The sequence below is a fragment of the Actinoplanes sp. NPDC049265 genome (assembly GCF_043197135.1).
GTDB lineage: Bacteria > Actinomycetota > Actinomycetes > Mycobacteriales > Micromonosporaceae > Actinoplanes.
The window spans coordinates 30,250-45,055 of the sequence record NZ_JBICSP010000010.1 but is presented as its reverse complement, the minus strand read 5'-3'; the positions used below and the strand labels follow the sequence as shown (position 1 = coordinate 45,055).

Below are 14,806 nucleotides of genomic sequence, written 5' to 3'. Positions count from 1 at the left end.
CGACACCGCCGCGGCACGAAGGAAGGAGACATTACTCTCCGTGCATCGTTCACTACTGCGATGCATTGCTCAGCGTGCGGAAGTAATCGATCGTGCGGCTCAGGCCCTCCTCCGGGCCGACCTGAGGTTCGTAGCCGAGCTTCTGTCGGGCGAGCGTGAGGTCGGGGCGGCGCTTCTCCGGATCGTCCGGCGCCCGCTCGACCAACTCGATCGGCGAGTCGCTGCCGGCCAGCCGCACGATCAACGAGGCCAGGTCGAGCATCGTGATCTCGTGCTCGGTGCCGCAGTTGATCGGGCCCGGCTCCCGGGAGTCGAGCAGCAGCAGGATGCCACGGACCAGATCGTCCACGTACGTGATCGACCGGGTCTGCGCGCCGGTGCCCTGCACGGTCAGCGGGGTCCCGCGCAGGGCCTGGTCGATGAAGGTGGGGATGGCCCGGCCGTCGTCCGGGCGCATCCGTGGACCGTACGTGTTGAAGATCCGCACGATGGCCGTGTCGAGCCCGTGGAAGCGGTGGTAGGCCATGGTGGCCGCCTCGGAGAAGCGCTTGGACTCGTCGTAGACGCTGCGGATGCCGTTCGGGTTGACGTTGCCCCAGTACGACTCCGGCTGCGGGTGGACCAGCGGGTCGCCGTACGCCTCCGAGGTCGACGCCATCAGGAAGCGGGCCGCGTCTTCGACCGCCCGCTCGAGCAGGGCCATCGTGCCGATCGAGCCGACCTTGAGGATCTCCATCGGCAGCTTGGTGAAGTCGGTCGGGCTGGCCGGCGAGGCCATGTGCAGGATCGCGTCGAAGCGGCCGGGCAGCGGCGGCAGGCCCTCGGTCAGGTCGGCCTCGATCAGCGTGAAGCGGGGCTCACCGGCCAGATGGGCGACGTTGTCACGCGAGCCGGTGATGAAGTTATCGATGGCCACGACCTCGCAGCCGCGGGCGAGCAGCGCGTCGACCGTGTGTGACGGTACGAAACCGGCGCCGCCGCTGACCAGAATCCGATGTCCCTCGCCGAAACGCTGCGTGACAGGCATAGAAGTAACTCTAGGCTAGTCCGAGATTCTTTCCCGAGGCGTCCACATGCGGGGCGAATCTCGGACTGGCCTCGAAGAGGGACCGGGCAGCTGCCCGGTCCCTCTCCTTCGTGCGGCCGAGCTGGCGTCAGTGCGCCCCGTGACCGGTCAGTGACCGGACCTCGAGCTCGGCGTACTTCTTGTCGTCGGTCTCCTTCGACACGATCGTGCCGATGAAGCCGCACAGGAAGCCGATCGGGATCGAGATGATGCCCGGGTTCGACAGCGGGAAGAAGTGCCAGTCGCTGTCCGGGAACATCGCCGTCGCCGAACCGGACACCACCGGCGAGAAGAACACCAGGAACACCGAGGCGATCAGGCCGCCGTAGATGGACCAGAGCGCGCCCGAGGTGTTGAACCGGCGCCAGAAGAGGCTGTAGAGAACCGCCGGCAGGTTGGCCGACGCCGCCACCGCGAACGCCAGCGCCACCAGGAACGCCACGTTCAGACTCTGCGCGAAGATCGACAGAGCGATCGAGACGGCCCCGATGACCAGCGCGGCGATCCGGGCGACCCGGACCTCGTCCCGCTCGGAGGCGGCGCCACGACGGATCACGCTGGCATAGAAGTCGTGCGCCACCGAGGACGACGACGCCAGGGTGAGGCCGGCCACCACGGCGAGGATCGTCGCGAAGGCCACCGCCGCGATCACCGCCAGCAGGATCGAGCCGCCGGTATCACCGCCGAGGTAGTCGAAGCCCAGCTTCTGCGCCAGCTGCGGCGCCGCCGTGTTGCCGGCCTTGTCCTGCGCCGCGATCGCCTTACCGCCGACCAGGGCCGCCGCGCCGAAGCCGAGCGCCAGCGTGAACAGGTAGAACACGCCGATGATGCCGATCGCCCAGAGCACGCTCTTGCGCGCGATCCGGCTCGTCGGCACGGTGTAGAACCGGGTCAGGATGTGCGGCAGACCGGCCGTGCCGAGCACCAGCGCGATGCCCAGCGAGAGCAGGTCCATCTTGCTGTAGAACGTCTTGGCCGCGTCGCCCGCGGTCTCCACGCCGTACCGCAGACCGGGGTTGAGGAACGCGTCGCCCTTGCCGGACTGCGCGGCGGCGTCACCGAGCAGCGACGACAGGTTGAACTTGTAGTGCGCCAGAACCAGCACGGTCATCAGCAGGGCGCCGAGCATCAGCAGGAACGCCTTGACGATCTGGACGTACGTGGTGCCCTTCATGCCTCCGACGGTCACGTAGACGATCATCAGCGCGCCGACCAGGATGATCGTGGCGACCTTGGCGGTGGCCGCGTCCATGCCCAGGAACTTCTGGCCCGCCCCGATGCCGAGCAGCAGGCTGACCAGGGCGCCGGCGCCGACCATCTGGGCGATCAGGTAGAAGATCGAGACCACGACGGTGGAGACGCTGGCCGCGGTACGCACCGGGCGCTGACGCATCCGGAAGGCCAGCACGTCGGCCATCGTGTACCGGCCCGAGTTACGCAGGAACTCGGCCACCAGCAGCAGCGCCACCAGCCACGCGACCAGGAATCCGATCGAGTAGAGGAAGCCGTCGTAGCCGTTCAGCGCGATGATGCCGGCGATGCCCAGGAAGGACGCCGCCGACATGTAGTCGCCGCCGATCGCCATGCCGTTCTGGAAGCCGGAGAACTGACGGCCACCGGCGTAGAAGTCGGCCGCGGTCTTGGTCTGCCGGCTGGCCCAGATCGTGATGCCCAGCGTGATCGCCACGAAGATCACGAACAGGGTGATGGTCAGCGTGCGCGAGGTCGAGGTGGTGGCCTCGGCCGCCAGGTACTTCAACGTGTGCGGTTCCATCTACTTCGACCCCCCGTCGCCCTCGAGCTGAGAGCGGATCCGGTCGGCGGTCGGGTCCACCTTGCGGGCCGCGAACCGCGAGTAGTACCAGGCGATCAGGAACGTCGAGACGAACTGCAACAGTCCGAAGAGGAGCGCGACGTTGATGTTGCCGATCAGCTTCACGCTCATGAAGCCACGGGCATATGCGGAGAGCAGGACGTACAGCGCGTACCAGAGGAAGAACGCGACGGTCATCGGGAAGATGAAGCCACGCAGCGTCTTCCGCAGTCCCGCGAACTCCTCGGAGTTCTGCACGGCGAGATATCGCTCAGCGGCAGCCGAATCTTCGGACGCCGCCGAGTCGGGCGCGTCTGTGGTCACTGATTTTCACCACCTTCATGGGGCAGGCAAGTCGAGCCCGCCAGCAGGCAGGCTTCCCGGCAACCTACGAAGGAGTGAACCGAGTCAGCGTTCGCCGGTCGGCGGGTGCGCCGAGCGGCCCGGTCAGTGCGCCAAGCGGTGGTAGCGGCCGCGGTGGTGCAGCAGCGGGGCGGCCGGGTCGCCCAGGTGCACGGTGGCGATGGTGGCCTCGATCAGCAGGGCCCAGCCGTACGGGCGGTGGGCGTCGAGGGTGCACCCGGCCCAGGTCGTCGCGCCCGCCGGGACCGGGCCGTACCCGGTCTCGGCCCACTCGCCCGAGGCGAAGAGGCCACCCGGCGCCGGCATCAGACCGGCGAACCGGTCGGCCAGCTGCTGGTCGGCGTCGGTCAGCGCGGTCACGGCGAACCGGCCCGAGGTGTCCAGGGCGTCCCAGAAGTCACTTTCCTCGTCGACGAGCCCCAGGACACGACCCGGCGAGCCGTCGGCCACCAGCATCGAACTCACGGTCAGGCCGGCCGGCCCGGAGGTGGTCCACAGGCTGACCGCGGCCGAGAACCGCCCCCTCAGGCGCCTGACCTCCGATTTGTCGCGATCCGCGAACGGGTCGTCGGAGTGGATCTCGGCACCCGGCTGGAAGGGGTTCACCTTGCCATTATCGCTGCGTGACCGCCGACAGCAGTTCGGGCATGCGCCGGTCGAGCAGGTTGCCGGCGATGCGCGAGCCGATCAGGTACGCCGCCGCGCCGTAGACCAGGCCGACCGGCAGCCCGATCCAGTGCCAGGTGTCACCGACCAGATAGCCGGTGATCAGCACCGGGAGGGTCCCGACGATCGCGCCGGCCAGCACCGCCATCGCCAGCAGACCTTTGGCCGGGCCGGCGCCGGACGACATCGCGAACGGGTTCGAGGTGCTGGGCAGGGCGTACGCGGCGCGGACCGAGACCGGGAGCACCACGGCCAGGCCGACGCCGTACGCGGCCACCAGTGTGCCCAGCCGGGACGCGATCTCCTCCGGCCGCCCCGCCGCCAGCGACACCACCGTCGCGATCACGATCAGCACCGGCACCACGAACAGCGAGAACGCCGCCGCCCGGGACTGGATCTCCGTCCGCCCGGGCACGCCGGCGACGACGTTGGCGGCGTACGCGTTGCCCTCGAAACCGAACTGGTTGGCTAGGCTGATCGAGGCCAGCGCGCCGATGAACAGCACCGTGAACCCGCTGCCGCCGCCGTTCGCGGACATCGTGACCGGCAGGAAGACACCGACCACGCCCAGCGTGATCAGGCTGGCCCGGCGCCGCGTCTCGCGCCACCAGTAGCGCATCTCCCGGGACATCAGCGCGCCGAACCGGGTCTGCGGCAGCCCGCGAACCATCAGCCGGGCCACCGCCGACCGCGAACCGGAGGCCTTGGCCGCGCGCTGGCCGCTGGACGCCGTACCCAGCATCGCCCGCTCGACCGTCGACGCCCACCAGGCCAGCAGTCCCAGGATCGAGGCCAGGACAATCAAGATCTTGATGGGTACGGCCCAGGCCCGCCCGGCCGCGACATCGATGCCGAGCGAGTACGCGGCCCCGAGCGGCGTCCAGCCGATCACGGTCGCGACCTGCGCCACCCGGTCCCAGTCGGCCCGTTCGGCCCCGGCCAGCACCCCGAGCTGCAGCGGCCCGAGCAGCGCGGCGGTGACCGTGAGCAGCACGGTGGCCAGGTCACGGGCCCGCCGGGAGCGCAGCGCGGTGGCGAAGGCGCTGGTCACCGCCCGGCTGACGGCCACGCACAGGGCCAGCCCGAGAACCACCCCGACCAGCTGGGCCAGTGCGGCGCCGGGGCCGCCGAGCAGACCGGCCGACAGCACCATGCCGCCGGTGGCCAGCAGCGTGGCGACGGCCGGGATGCCGGTCGCGGCGGCCGCGTACAGGCCGGTGATCAGGGTCCGCCGGCGCAGCGGCAGCAGCGCGAAGCGGGCCGGGTCGAGCGACTCGTCGACCCCGAAGAAGATCAGTGGCAGGAACAGCCAGCCGACCAGGAGCAGGGCGCCGGCCAGGGGCAGCATGATCTCGCCGACCCGCCGGTCGTCGACGAAACCGGGCAGGGCCAGCAGCAGGAAGCCGCCGACGGCGCCGCCCGCCCCGAACAGCAGGCCGAAGACGAACAGCACGACCCGGCTGGTGCTGCCGCGCAGGCCGTTGCCCAGGATCCGGAGTTTGAGCCGGATGAACAGACCGGTCACAGCCACGCCAGCTCCGAGCCGGTCGAGGTACGCCCGCCGACCACCCGCACGAACACGTCCTCGAGGGAGGAGCCGCCCCGCACCTCGGCGATCGTTCCGCCGACCCGGATCCGCCCGTCGGCCAGGATCGCGACGTGGCTGCAGAGTTTCTCGACGACCTCCATCACGTGGCTGGAGAAGACCACCGTCCCGCCGCCGGCGACGTAGCGCTGCAGGATGTCGCGGATCAGCGCGGCCGAGACCGGGTCGACCGCCTCGAACGGCTCGTCCAGCACCAGCAGCCGTGGGCCGTGCAGCAGGGCGCAGGCCAGGCCGATCTTCTTTTTCATGCCGGCCGAGTAGTCGACGACCAGGGTGCGGTTGTCGACGCCGAGTTCGAGCACGTCGAGCAACTCGCGGGCGCGCTGGTCGACCACGTCCGGGGCCATGCCGCGGAGCAGGCCGTTGTAGGCGAGCAGCTCGGCCCCGTTGAGCCGGTCGAACAGCCGGGTGCCGTCGGGCAGCACGCCGAGGCGGGCCTTGGCCGCCGCCGGGTCGGCCCACACGTCGTACCCGAGGATCGTGGCCCGGCCCTGGTCGGGCCGCAGCAGGCCGACGGCCATGGACAGCGTCGTGGTCTTGCCGGCGCCGTTGGGGCCGAGCAGGCCGAAGAACGAGCCGGCGGGGACGTCCAGGTCGACGCCGGCCACCGCGACCTTGGTGTCGAAGCGTTTGACCAGCCCGTGCAGCGACATCGCGACGTCGTCATCGGGGTCTCGCTGCAGGGGCACTGTCATGGGCCCGAACCTACCCATAGAGAACGGCCCGGAACCAGGGCAGGCTGGTCCGGGCCGTCCACCGAACAGTGGTAGCCCAGTGCGCTATCCGGCCACCGAATGGCGCGCTGAGCTACCACAGTCCCCCGTACGACGAGCCGTCAGCCGACGCGCTCGATCACGGCGCGCCGGATGAGGAACTTGCCCGGCTCGCGGACCTGCTCGAAGGCGGCGTTGTTGAGCAGCACGCAGCTGCCCGAGGTGGTTTCGACCTTGACCGTGGTGCTCTTGTTGTTGTCGAGGTTGGTGACCTTCAGCGTGGTGCCGATCGGGAAGGTGCCGCTGGACGCGAACGGCGCGCCGGCCTCGCCGGACAGCGTCACGGTCGAGCCCTTGCACACGACCTCGCCGGTTTGCCCGTTCTGCGCTGGGGCTTCCTCGGCCGGCGGGGCTTCCTCGGCCGGCGGGGCTTCCTCGGCCGGCGGGGCCTCCTGCGCCGGCGGCTTGGCGGCGGGCGGCTGGGCCGCCGGGGGCTGGGCCTGGACGTCTCCGGTGCAGCCGGCGACGGCGCGACGCTGGTTGATCAGGTCGACCACGGCCTGCCGGTTGGCGATCCGCGCGTCCGACTGCGCGTCCGGGTTGGCCTTTTGGCCGGCGATGAAGTTCAGGTTGTTCTGCAGAGCCTGGTTCAGACCGCCACAGTCTTCCTTGGGAGCCTCGGCCGCGCTGCTCAAGCCCGTGCCTACGGCAATACCGCCACCGGTCACGGCCAGAGCGACGAGACCGATGATGATCTTGCGCGCCTTCATGTAGTGCTCCTCTTCGTCAGGCTTCCACCGCCGATAGCTACGGGTAGCGCAGGCCGAAGAGTTCACCGCTCAAGAAAGAAAGTTTAGAGACGGAGTGACTCCGGAGCGTGCAGGCGGAGCATCGTCGCGCCGACGTCCCGGGGCACCCGGCGGCTGGTCGCGAGCGAGCCGATCACCATCACGGCGAACGCCAGCGGCACCGTCCAGGCAGCCGGCTGCCCGAAGATCTGCGCAGGCCAGCCCGTCATCGGCGGCCCGAGCACGGTGATCAGCACGGCCGCCATGGCCGCGCCGCCGCCGGCCAGCACGCCCGCCGCCGCGCCGACGTCGGTCAGTCCGCGCCACCAGATGCCCAACACGAGGAGTGGGCAGAAACTCGACGCGGCCACCGCGAAGGCCAGCCCGACGACCTTGGACACGTCCATGGTGGCGACCGAGAGGGCCAGCACGATCGGCAGCACGGCGGCCAGCACCGTGGCGACCCGGAAGTCGCGAACTGATCCGCCCCGCTCGGCCTTGAGCACGTCGGTGAAGACCACGCCGGCCACGCTGGTCAGGATGCCGGACGAGGTGGACAGGAAGGCGGCCAGCGCGCCCGCGGTGACCAGCGCGCCGAGCAGCCGGCCGAGGTGACCGCCACCCAGGGCCGCCTCGGGCAGCACCAGCACGACGGCGTCGGTCCGCCCGGTCATCAGCAGATGCGGGGCCCAGACCCGGCCGAGCACGCCGTACAGGGTCGGGAACAGATAGAAGAGCCCCACCAGGCCGAGCACGACCAGCGTGGTGCGGCGGGCGCTGGCGCCATCCGGGTTGGTGTAGAAGCGGACCAGCACGTGCGGCAGGCCCATGGTGCCCAGGAACGTGGCCAGGATCAGCGAATACGTCGCGAACAGGCTGCCGTCGCCGCCGGGCAGCAGCCAGCCCGGCCCGCGGCGGTCGTCGACCGTGCTCACCCGGGGCACCGGTGACCCGGCCGGATAGGTGCGCTCGGAGCCCGGCTCGACCTGGTCGACCGAGCCGTCGGGCAGGGTGATCCGGGCCGCGTCGTCGAAGGTCACGGTGGTGGTGGCCGGGAAGACCGGGCCGCTGGGCGGGTCGACCGACGGCCGCCCGGCCGCCTGCCATTGCAGGACCAGGAAGATGACGGGTACGGCCAGAGCCGTCAACTTCAGCCAATACTGGAACGCCTGCACGAACGTGATCGCGCGCATCCCGCCCAGCGCCACGTTGGCCGTGACCACCAGGCCCACGAGCAGGGCGCCCCAGGCGTACGAGCCGCCGGTGACCGTGGTGAACGTCAGGCCCGCGCCCTGCAACTGCGGCACCAGGTAGAGGCAGCCGATGAAGATCACGAAGACGGTGGCCAGCCGGCGCAGCAGCGGCGACCGCAGCCGCACCTCGGCGAAGTCGGGCAGCGTGAAGGCGCCCGAGCGGCGCAGCGGAGCGGCCACGAACAGCAGCAGCGCCAGGTAGCCAGCGGCGAACCCGACCGGGTACCAGAGGACGTCCACGCCGTACCGCAGGATCAGGCCGGCCACCCCGAGGAAGCTGGCCGCCGACAGGTACTCCCCGCTGATCGCGGCCGCGTTCCAGGCCGGGCTGACCGACCGCGAGGCGACCAGGAAGTCCGAGGTGGTCCGGGCGAAGCGCAGGCCGTAGGCGCCGATGGCCACGGTGGCCAGGACGACCACGACCAGCCCGGGTACGACGTAAGGGTTCACTCCGGCCGCCGGATGACCGCCGTGAAGTCCTGCTCGTTGCGTTCCGCCCAGCGCACGTAGACCCAACCGACGGCGAACAGGAACGGGAACGACAACACGCCGAGCAGCAGCCACGGCAGGTTGACGCCGAGGACCCGGACGCCGCCGACCGCCGGGGCGACCGCGAACAGCAGGGGCAGCGCCCCCAGCCCGGTCACCACCACCAGGGCCATCCGCAGCGCCAGGGCCAGCTGAGCCCGGACCAGGCCGCGGACCAGCGCCTCGCCGACCGGCGTCTGCTCGGCCAGGTCGGCGTGGGCCGGGTCGGCCGGGGCACGGCGCGCGGCGACCTCGCCGAGCACCACCCGGACCCGCTGACCCCGTACGCCGCTGCTCATGACCGGGAGTCTCGTTGTCTCCCGGGCAATGTCAAGCGTTCTACCCGTACGAACGCGTTCCCGGGCAGTCGGCCGGGTAACCCGCCGGGTTGGTGGCCAACAGCCGTCGCGCCTCGGCCTTGCCGTAACTCCAGCCCGACCACTCGGTCCCGTCGGCCCGCAGCTCCTGCTGGATGTAGAAGAGCGTGCAGTCGCGCACCTGCGGCGGCTGGAGGCTGGTCAGGGCCGGCACGGCGTCGGGGGAGAGGTCGCTGAGGTACCCGCTGTCGATCCGGCCGGTGCGCTCGTACCGCGCCACGCCGCTCTCGGCGATCATCCGGTCCGGGTTGGCCACGGCCAGGCCGAGCAGCGTCAGCACGCCGATGGCCAGGGCCACCCGGGGCAGCCAGGCTGCCCGCAGCCGGACGCCGGCCACCAGCACCAGCAGGAACACCACGCCCAGCCAAGCCTCGCACGCCAAGACCAGGATCCGCAGCCGGGTCAGGCCGTACGTGTCGGCGTAGACGGTCATCCGGTGCAGCGCCGACGCCACGATCACCAGGGTCAGCACGGCCAGCGCGCCCATGATGACGCGGATCAGCAGCCGGTCGGCCGGGGTGTCGCGCGGGGCCCAGCGGGCGGCGACGCCGAGCACGGCCAGGGTCAGCCCGGTGACGATCAGCAGCTGCCAGAACCCGCCCCGGGCGTACTCGGCGTAGGTCAGCCCGTCGGTGTCGAGCACGTGCTTGCTCCCTCCGAAGAGGACGGCCAGCTGCACCCCGACGAAGGCGAGGAACAACAGGGCGAGCAGACCCAGGGGTACGGCCCACTCCCACCGGTTCACCTTGGTGGCCGGCCGACCGTCCACAGCGGACATCGCGGGCGGCGTCGCGCGCAGGAACGCGGCCCCGCCGAGCACCCCGCCGGCCAGCACGAAGACGAAGACGCCCCGGACCGTGGACGGCCCGTCGGCCTCGGGCACCAGCGACTCGAGCAGCCGGGCGAAGGTGGCGTCGGCCGAGGCGAGCAGCGCACCGAACAGCAGCAGCAGGAAGACGCTGGTCACCACCGTGGCGGCGACCCTTATGCCGGGCGTGCCGGGCGCCCGGCGGCGGATCAGGGCCAGGCCCCGGACCACCCAGGGCAGCGCCCGGAACGGTGCCGCGAGGAACATCATCAAGGCCATCGCCATCGTGCGGAAGGAGCGGCCGCCGGCCACGGCCAGCGCGCCGGTCCCCACCGCGGTGAGCACGGCCAGGGCGAACAGCCACGGCGCGGCGCGCAGCGTACCCACGGCGAGCAGGGCGACGGTGGCGGCGGCCCAGCCGTAGCCGGCCCGGTCGGTAGCGCCGCCGCGCCGGTAGGCGGCCAGGTCGGGCCAGGGGACCGTGCCGCGCGGCGCCGGCAGGCGCCGGATGCCGGCCAGGGCGCCCGCGCCGGCCAGCCCGGCGGCCAGCCAGCCGAGCCCGCTGCCGGTGACGCTGACCGCGGCGATCAGCGCGGCCACGATCAGCAACCCGGCCGCGGCCGGGCTGACCGGGCGCCCCGGGCCGGGCCAGGCCGAGCCGAACATCCCCGAGCGCTGCCACGGGCCGGACACCATCGCGATCACCGGCGGCACCGGGGTGGCCGGCTTGGACACGCCGGCCGGGCGATCGGGCTGGGCCTTTCCGGCGGGCGGATTCCAGGGTTGTGGCGGCGTGCTCGTCCCGGCGTTCTTCGGTCCCTCGGACACGGTGCATCCCTTCGTGGATCGATCGGCTGTCGGGCGGGCGACCCGGTGGTTCGTCAGTGGTGGCCAAGATCAGTGGTAGCCAGGGGCGATATTCCTTTGTGGAATACCGCGCTGGGCTACCACTCGAGGACGTGGCTTGGCGTGTTGCGGGTACTTCGGAGTGTGACGGTCAGACTGCGGGCGGTGTCAACGGCAGCGTCACCTGCACGTGGCAACCGGGCGCCCGGGCCGGCGCCGGGTCGGTGATGGCGATCGTGCCGCGGTGCAGCTGGACCACCCAGCGGGCGATGGCCAGACCCAGCCCGGTCCCGCCGCCGGTGGCCCGCTCGCCCCGGGTGAAGCGCTCGAACACCCGCTCGCGGTCGGCCGCCGGGATGCCCTCGCCCTCGTCGGCCACCACCACCAGCAGCCGGTCGCCGTCGGAGGCGGCCGTGACCCGGACGATGCCGCCGCTCGGGCTGTGCCGGGCCGCGTTGTCGAGCAGGTTGGCGAAGACCTGGTGCAGCCGGGCGCGGTCGCCGGGCACGGTCAGGTCGGGCGCGCGGACCGTGAACGTGACGTCGTGGCCGGCGCCCTCGGCGTTGACCCGGGCCTCGTCGATCACGTCGTCGAGGAACGGGCGGACCCGGATCGGCTCTTGCCCGAGGGTCAGCACGCCGGCGTCGACCCGGGACAGGTCGAGCAGCTCGGCGACCAGCCGGCCCAGGCGCTCGGTCTGGGCCAGGGCGGTCTTCATCATCTGCGGTTCGGCCTCGGCCACACCGTCCACAATGTTTTCCAGCACACCCTGCAGGGCGGTGATCGGGGTACGCAGCTCGTGCGACACGTTGGCGATCAGTTCGCGCCGCTGCCGGTCGGCCGCGGCCAGATCCGCCGCCATCATGTTGAACGCCACGGCCAGCTCGCCCACCTCGTCGCGGGAGGTGGCCCGGACCCGGCGGGTGTAGTCGCCCTGGGCCATCGCCTTGGCCGCCGCGGTCATTTCGCGCAGCGGCGAGGTGAGCCCGCGGGCCAGCAGCTGCAGGGCGCCGAGGGCGACGACGAAGGCGGTGACCGTGGTCCAGGGCGGCAGCCAGCCGATCCCGATCCGGAAGTAGGTCATGGCGGCGACCAGGGCGCCGAGCAGAACCAGCCCAATCTTGATCTTGATGGACCGGACCGGGTCGAGGGGACGCGGTAGGGAGATCATCGCGGTGCCTCCAGCGCGTACCCGACGCCGTGGACCGTGCGGATCAGATCTGCGCCGAGCTTGCGTCGCAGGCCCTTGATGTGGCTGTCGACGGTGCGGGTGCCGGAGGCGTCGGCCCAGCCCCACACCTCGGCCAGCAGCCGTTCCCGGGGCAGCACCGCCCGCGGCCGCTCGGCCAGGTGCAGCAGCAGGTCGAACTCGGTCGGGGTGAGCTGCGCCTCGACCCCGGACCGCAGCACTCGCCGCTCGGTCCGGTTGATCTGCAGGTCGCCCACGGTGAGAAGGTCGGGCTCGGCCACCACGGCGGTCTTGGTCGCCCGCCGGACCAGGGCGTGCACCCGGGCGGCGAGCTCGCGCATCGAGAACGGCTTGGTCAGGTAGTCGTCGGCGCCGACGGCCAGCCCGACCAGCATGTCGTTCTCGTCGTCGCGGGCGGTCAGCATCAGGATCGGCGTCGGGCGCTCGGCCTGCAGCCGCCGGCACACCTCGAGGCCGTCGAAGCCGGGCAGCATGACGTCGAGCACCACCGCGTCCGGTGGCGTCCGTCGCGCGGCGTCCACCGCGGCCGGCCCGTCCGCGGCCAGCTCGACGACGAAACCCTCGGCGCGCAGCCGGGCGGCCACCGACTCGGCGATGGTCGGTTCGTCCTCGACCACGAGAACGCGTCGCTCGACATCGCTCACGACTGACTCCCATCTGGCCCGGCGCTCCCCCGTGAAGCGCCTGCATTCGGGACCATAGTGACCGCCCGTGCAAGAAGGGAGCCCGCTTTGTGAAGGACCTGTGGAGATCGTCCGACCCTGTGGATAACTGTGTGGAAAAGCCTGTGGGGCTGTGGACAACGCTGTGGATTCAGCGGGTCCAGTCGTGTTTCGCCGCCCGGATCAGCTTGTCCTTGAGCTCGCGGGTGTGCCGCCGGCTGACCGGAAGCTCGGCGCCGTCCACCGCCACCACGTAGCCCGACTGGGTCAGCCGCAGCTCCGAAACCAGGCGCAACTGCACCAGATAGCTGCGGTGGATCCGGACGAACCCGGCATCGGCCCAGCGCTCGGCCAGCGTGGCCAGCGACACCCGGACCAGATGCGAGGCGTCGGCGGTGTGCAGCCGGGCATAGTCGCCCTGCGCCTCGACCCAGCGCACCGACGAGCGGGGCAGCATCCGGGTGGTGCCGGCCAGCTCGACCGGGATGGCCGGTTCGTCCTCGCGCTTGACCGCCGGGACCGGTGCCGCGCGCAGGCCGGCCACCCGGCGCAGCGACTCGGCCAGCCGCTCGGCCCGCACCGGCTTGCGGACGTAGTCGGTCACGCCCAGGTCGAAGGCGTCCACCGCGCCGTCGTCGTACGCGGTCACGAACACGATGGCCGGCGGGTGCGCGAACCGCCGCAGGATCCGGGCCAGCTCCATGCCGTCCAGGCCGGGCATCCGGATGTCCAGGAAGACCGCGTCGACCTCGGTGTCCCGGAGCACGCGGAGCGCCTCGGTGGCGTCGCCGGCCCGGTGCACGTGAGCCACGCGATCGTCCGCGGTGAGGAGATACGCGAGTTCGTCCAGGGCCGGCGGTTCGTCGTCGACGGCCAGAACGACCAACGGCGTGCTCACGGGCGTACCCCCGGATGGAACTTGGGAACGCGCATGCTGACCTTGGTCCCCTCACCGGGCGCCGTCTCCACCACCAGCCCGAAGTGGTCGCCGAAGACGTTGCGCAGCCGCTCGTCCACGTTCGTCAGGCCGACGTGCTGGCCGTCGTCGGTCTCCGGCCGCCCGGGCGCGAACACCTCGGGATCCATGCCGACGCCGTCGTCCTCCACCGTGATGTGACACTCGGCGCCCGCGTCGCGCGCCTCGATGCTCACCATACCGACGCCGGGCTTACGCGACAGACCGTGTCGTACGGCGTTCTCGACCAGCGGCTGCAGGCACAGGAAGGGCAGGCTGACCGGCAGCACCTCGGGTGCGATCTGCAGCCGGACCTGCAGCCGGTCGCCGAACCGGGCCCGCTCGATGGTGAGGTAGCGGTCGATCGAGCGCAGCTCCTCGGCCAGGGTGGTGAAGTCGCCGTGCGCCCGGAACGAGTAGCGGGTGAACTCGGCGAACTCCAGGATCAGCTCGCGCGCGCGTTCCGGGTCGGTGCGGACGAACGAGGCGATAGCGGTCAGCGCGTTGTAGATGAAGTGCGGACTGATCTGGGCCCGCAGCGCGCGCACCTCGGCCCGGGCCAGCCGCTCCCGCGACGAGTCGAGCTCGGCCAGCGCCAGCTGTGACCCGGCCCAGCGCGCGGCCTCCTGGGTGGCCTGCACCAGCCCCGGCGCCGGCTGATCGTCGGAAATGGCCACCAGGGCCGCCGTGGCCAGCCCGTCGGCCCCGGTCAGCGGCACCACGACGGCCCCGCGCACGACACAGTCGACGCGATCACAGGGCAGATCGGATCCGTCGAGTACGACCGGCCGGCGCCCCTGCACGGCCCGCTGCGCCGCCGCCGTGAACTGGTCGCCGTGGTGACTGCCGCGCCCGTCGAAGGCCAGGCACTCCTCGGCGTCGGCGATGGTCAGCCCGACCGCACCGACCAGGGTGCGCAGGTGGCGGACGGACTTGCCGGCCGAGCTGGGCGTGAGCCCGCCGCGCAGCGGTTCGGCGGCCTGCGCGGCGGTGTGCAGCACGTCGTAGGTGGCCCGCTGCATCGCCGTGGCGATCCGCCGCCGCTTACGCAGCCGCAACACCGCCACGACCGCCCCCGCCAGTGCGGCGAGGGCGGCCAGCACGGCCAGCACGGTCGGAAGGTCGGGCCTCACTCGCGGCATCCTGCCATGC

At 71.5% G+C, this 14,806-nt stretch carries 14 protein-coding genes; all 14 read right to left on the bottom strand.

Annotated features, from left to right (window positions below; genetic code table 11):
- Positions 1-52: 52 nt before the first annotated feature.
- The 14 genes from ACGFIO_RS23475 to ACGFIO_RS23410 all read right to left on the bottom strand — a co-directional run bounded on the left by ACGFIO_RS23475 (position 53) and on the right by ACGFIO_RS23410 (position 14,796).
- Positions 53-1,027, bottom strand: a complete 975-nt coding sequence (locus tag ACGFIO_RS23475; protein ID WP_392828597.1) for a UDP-glucuronic acid decarboxylase family protein — start codon at positions 1,025-1,027, stop codon at positions 53-55.
- Positions 1,028-1,154: 127 nt separating this feature from the next.
- Complete coding sequence (locus ACGFIO_RS23470) at positions 1,155-2,840, bottom strand: cation acetate symporter (RefSeq protein ID WP_392828595.1); 1,686 nt, start codon at positions 2,838-2,840, stop codon at positions 1,155-1,157.
- Positions 2,841-3,203 carry a DUF485 domain-containing protein gene (locus tag ACGFIO_RS23465; protein WP_392828594.1) on the bottom strand — a complete coding sequence of 121 codons (363 nt, stop codon included), beginning with the start codon at positions 3,201-3,203 and terminating at the stop codon, positions 2,841-2,843.
- A 123-nt stretch (positions 3,204-3,326) separates the two neighbouring features.
- The gene (locus ACGFIO_RS23460; RefSeq protein WP_392828592.1) at positions 3,327-3,848 is read right to left on the bottom strand and encodes a flavin reductase family protein; all 522 of its coding nucleotides are present in this window, start codon (positions 3,846-3,848) and stop codon (positions 3,327-3,329) included.
- Between the two features lie 7 nt (positions 3,849-3,855).
- A complete protein-coding gene (locus ACGFIO_RS23455; RefSeq protein ID WP_392828590.1) occupies positions 3,856-5,439 on the bottom strand; it encodes an ABC transporter permease in 1,584 nt (527 codons plus the stop codon).
- The gene (locus ACGFIO_RS23450; RefSeq protein ID WP_392828589.1) at positions 5,430-6,209 is read right to left on the bottom strand and encodes an ABC transporter ATP-binding protein; all 780 of its coding nucleotides are present in this window, start codon (positions 6,207-6,209) and stop codon (positions 5,430-5,432) included. The genes ACGFIO_RS23455 and ACGFIO_RS23450 overlap by 10 nt, the downstream gene beginning before the upstream one ends.
- 140 nt (positions 6,210-6,349) lie before the next feature.
- Entirely contained in the window at positions 6,350-6,997 is a 648-nt protein-coding gene (locus ACGFIO_RS23445) for a hypothetical protein (RefSeq protein WP_392828587.1), read from the bottom strand.
- 83 nt (positions 6,998-7,080) lie between these two features.
- Positions 7,081-8,718 (bottom strand): cation acetate symporter, encoded by a 1,638-nt coding sequence (locus tag ACGFIO_RS23440; RefSeq protein ID WP_392828586.1) that lies wholly within the window; start codon positions 8,716-8,718, stop codon positions 7,081-7,083.
- Entirely contained in the window at positions 8,715-9,095 is a 381-nt protein-coding gene (locus tag ACGFIO_RS23435; protein WP_392828585.1) for a DUF485 domain-containing protein, read from the bottom strand. Before ACGFIO_RS23435 ends, ACGFIO_RS23440 begins: the two co-directional genes overlap by 4 nt.
- A 40-nt stretch (positions 9,096-9,135) precedes the next feature.
- Positions 9,136-10,809 carry a DUF4153 domain-containing protein gene (locus ACGFIO_RS23430; RefSeq protein WP_392828584.1) on the bottom strand — a complete coding sequence of 558 codons (1,674 nt, stop codon included), beginning with the start codon at positions 10,807-10,809 and terminating at the stop codon, positions 9,136-9,138.
- A 169-nt stretch (positions 10,810-10,978) separates the two neighbouring features.
- Positions 10,979-11,998 (bottom strand): ATP-binding protein, encoded by a 1,020-nt coding sequence (locus ACGFIO_RS23425; RefSeq protein WP_392828582.1) that lies wholly within the window; start codon positions 11,996-11,998, stop codon positions 10,979-10,981.
- Positions 11,995-12,681, bottom strand: a complete 687-nt coding sequence (locus ACGFIO_RS23420) for a response regulator transcription factor (protein ID WP_392828580.1) — start codon at positions 12,679-12,681, stop codon at positions 11,995-11,997. Before ACGFIO_RS23420 ends, ACGFIO_RS23425 begins: the two co-directional genes overlap by 4 nt.
- A 169-nt stretch (positions 12,682-12,850) precedes the next feature.
- A complete protein-coding gene (locus tag ACGFIO_RS23415) occupies positions 12,851-13,597 on the bottom strand; it encodes a LytR/AlgR family response regulator transcription factor (RefSeq protein ID WP_392828578.1) in 747 nt (248 codons plus the stop codon).
- On the bottom strand, positions 13,594-14,796 hold the full coding sequence (locus ACGFIO_RS23410; RefSeq protein ID WP_392828577.1) for a sensor histidine kinase: 1,203 nt from the start codon (positions 14,794-14,796) through the stop codon (positions 13,594-13,596). Before ACGFIO_RS23410 ends, ACGFIO_RS23415 begins: the two co-directional genes overlap by 4 nt.
- Between the last annotated feature and the right edge of the window lie 10 nt (positions 14,797-14,806).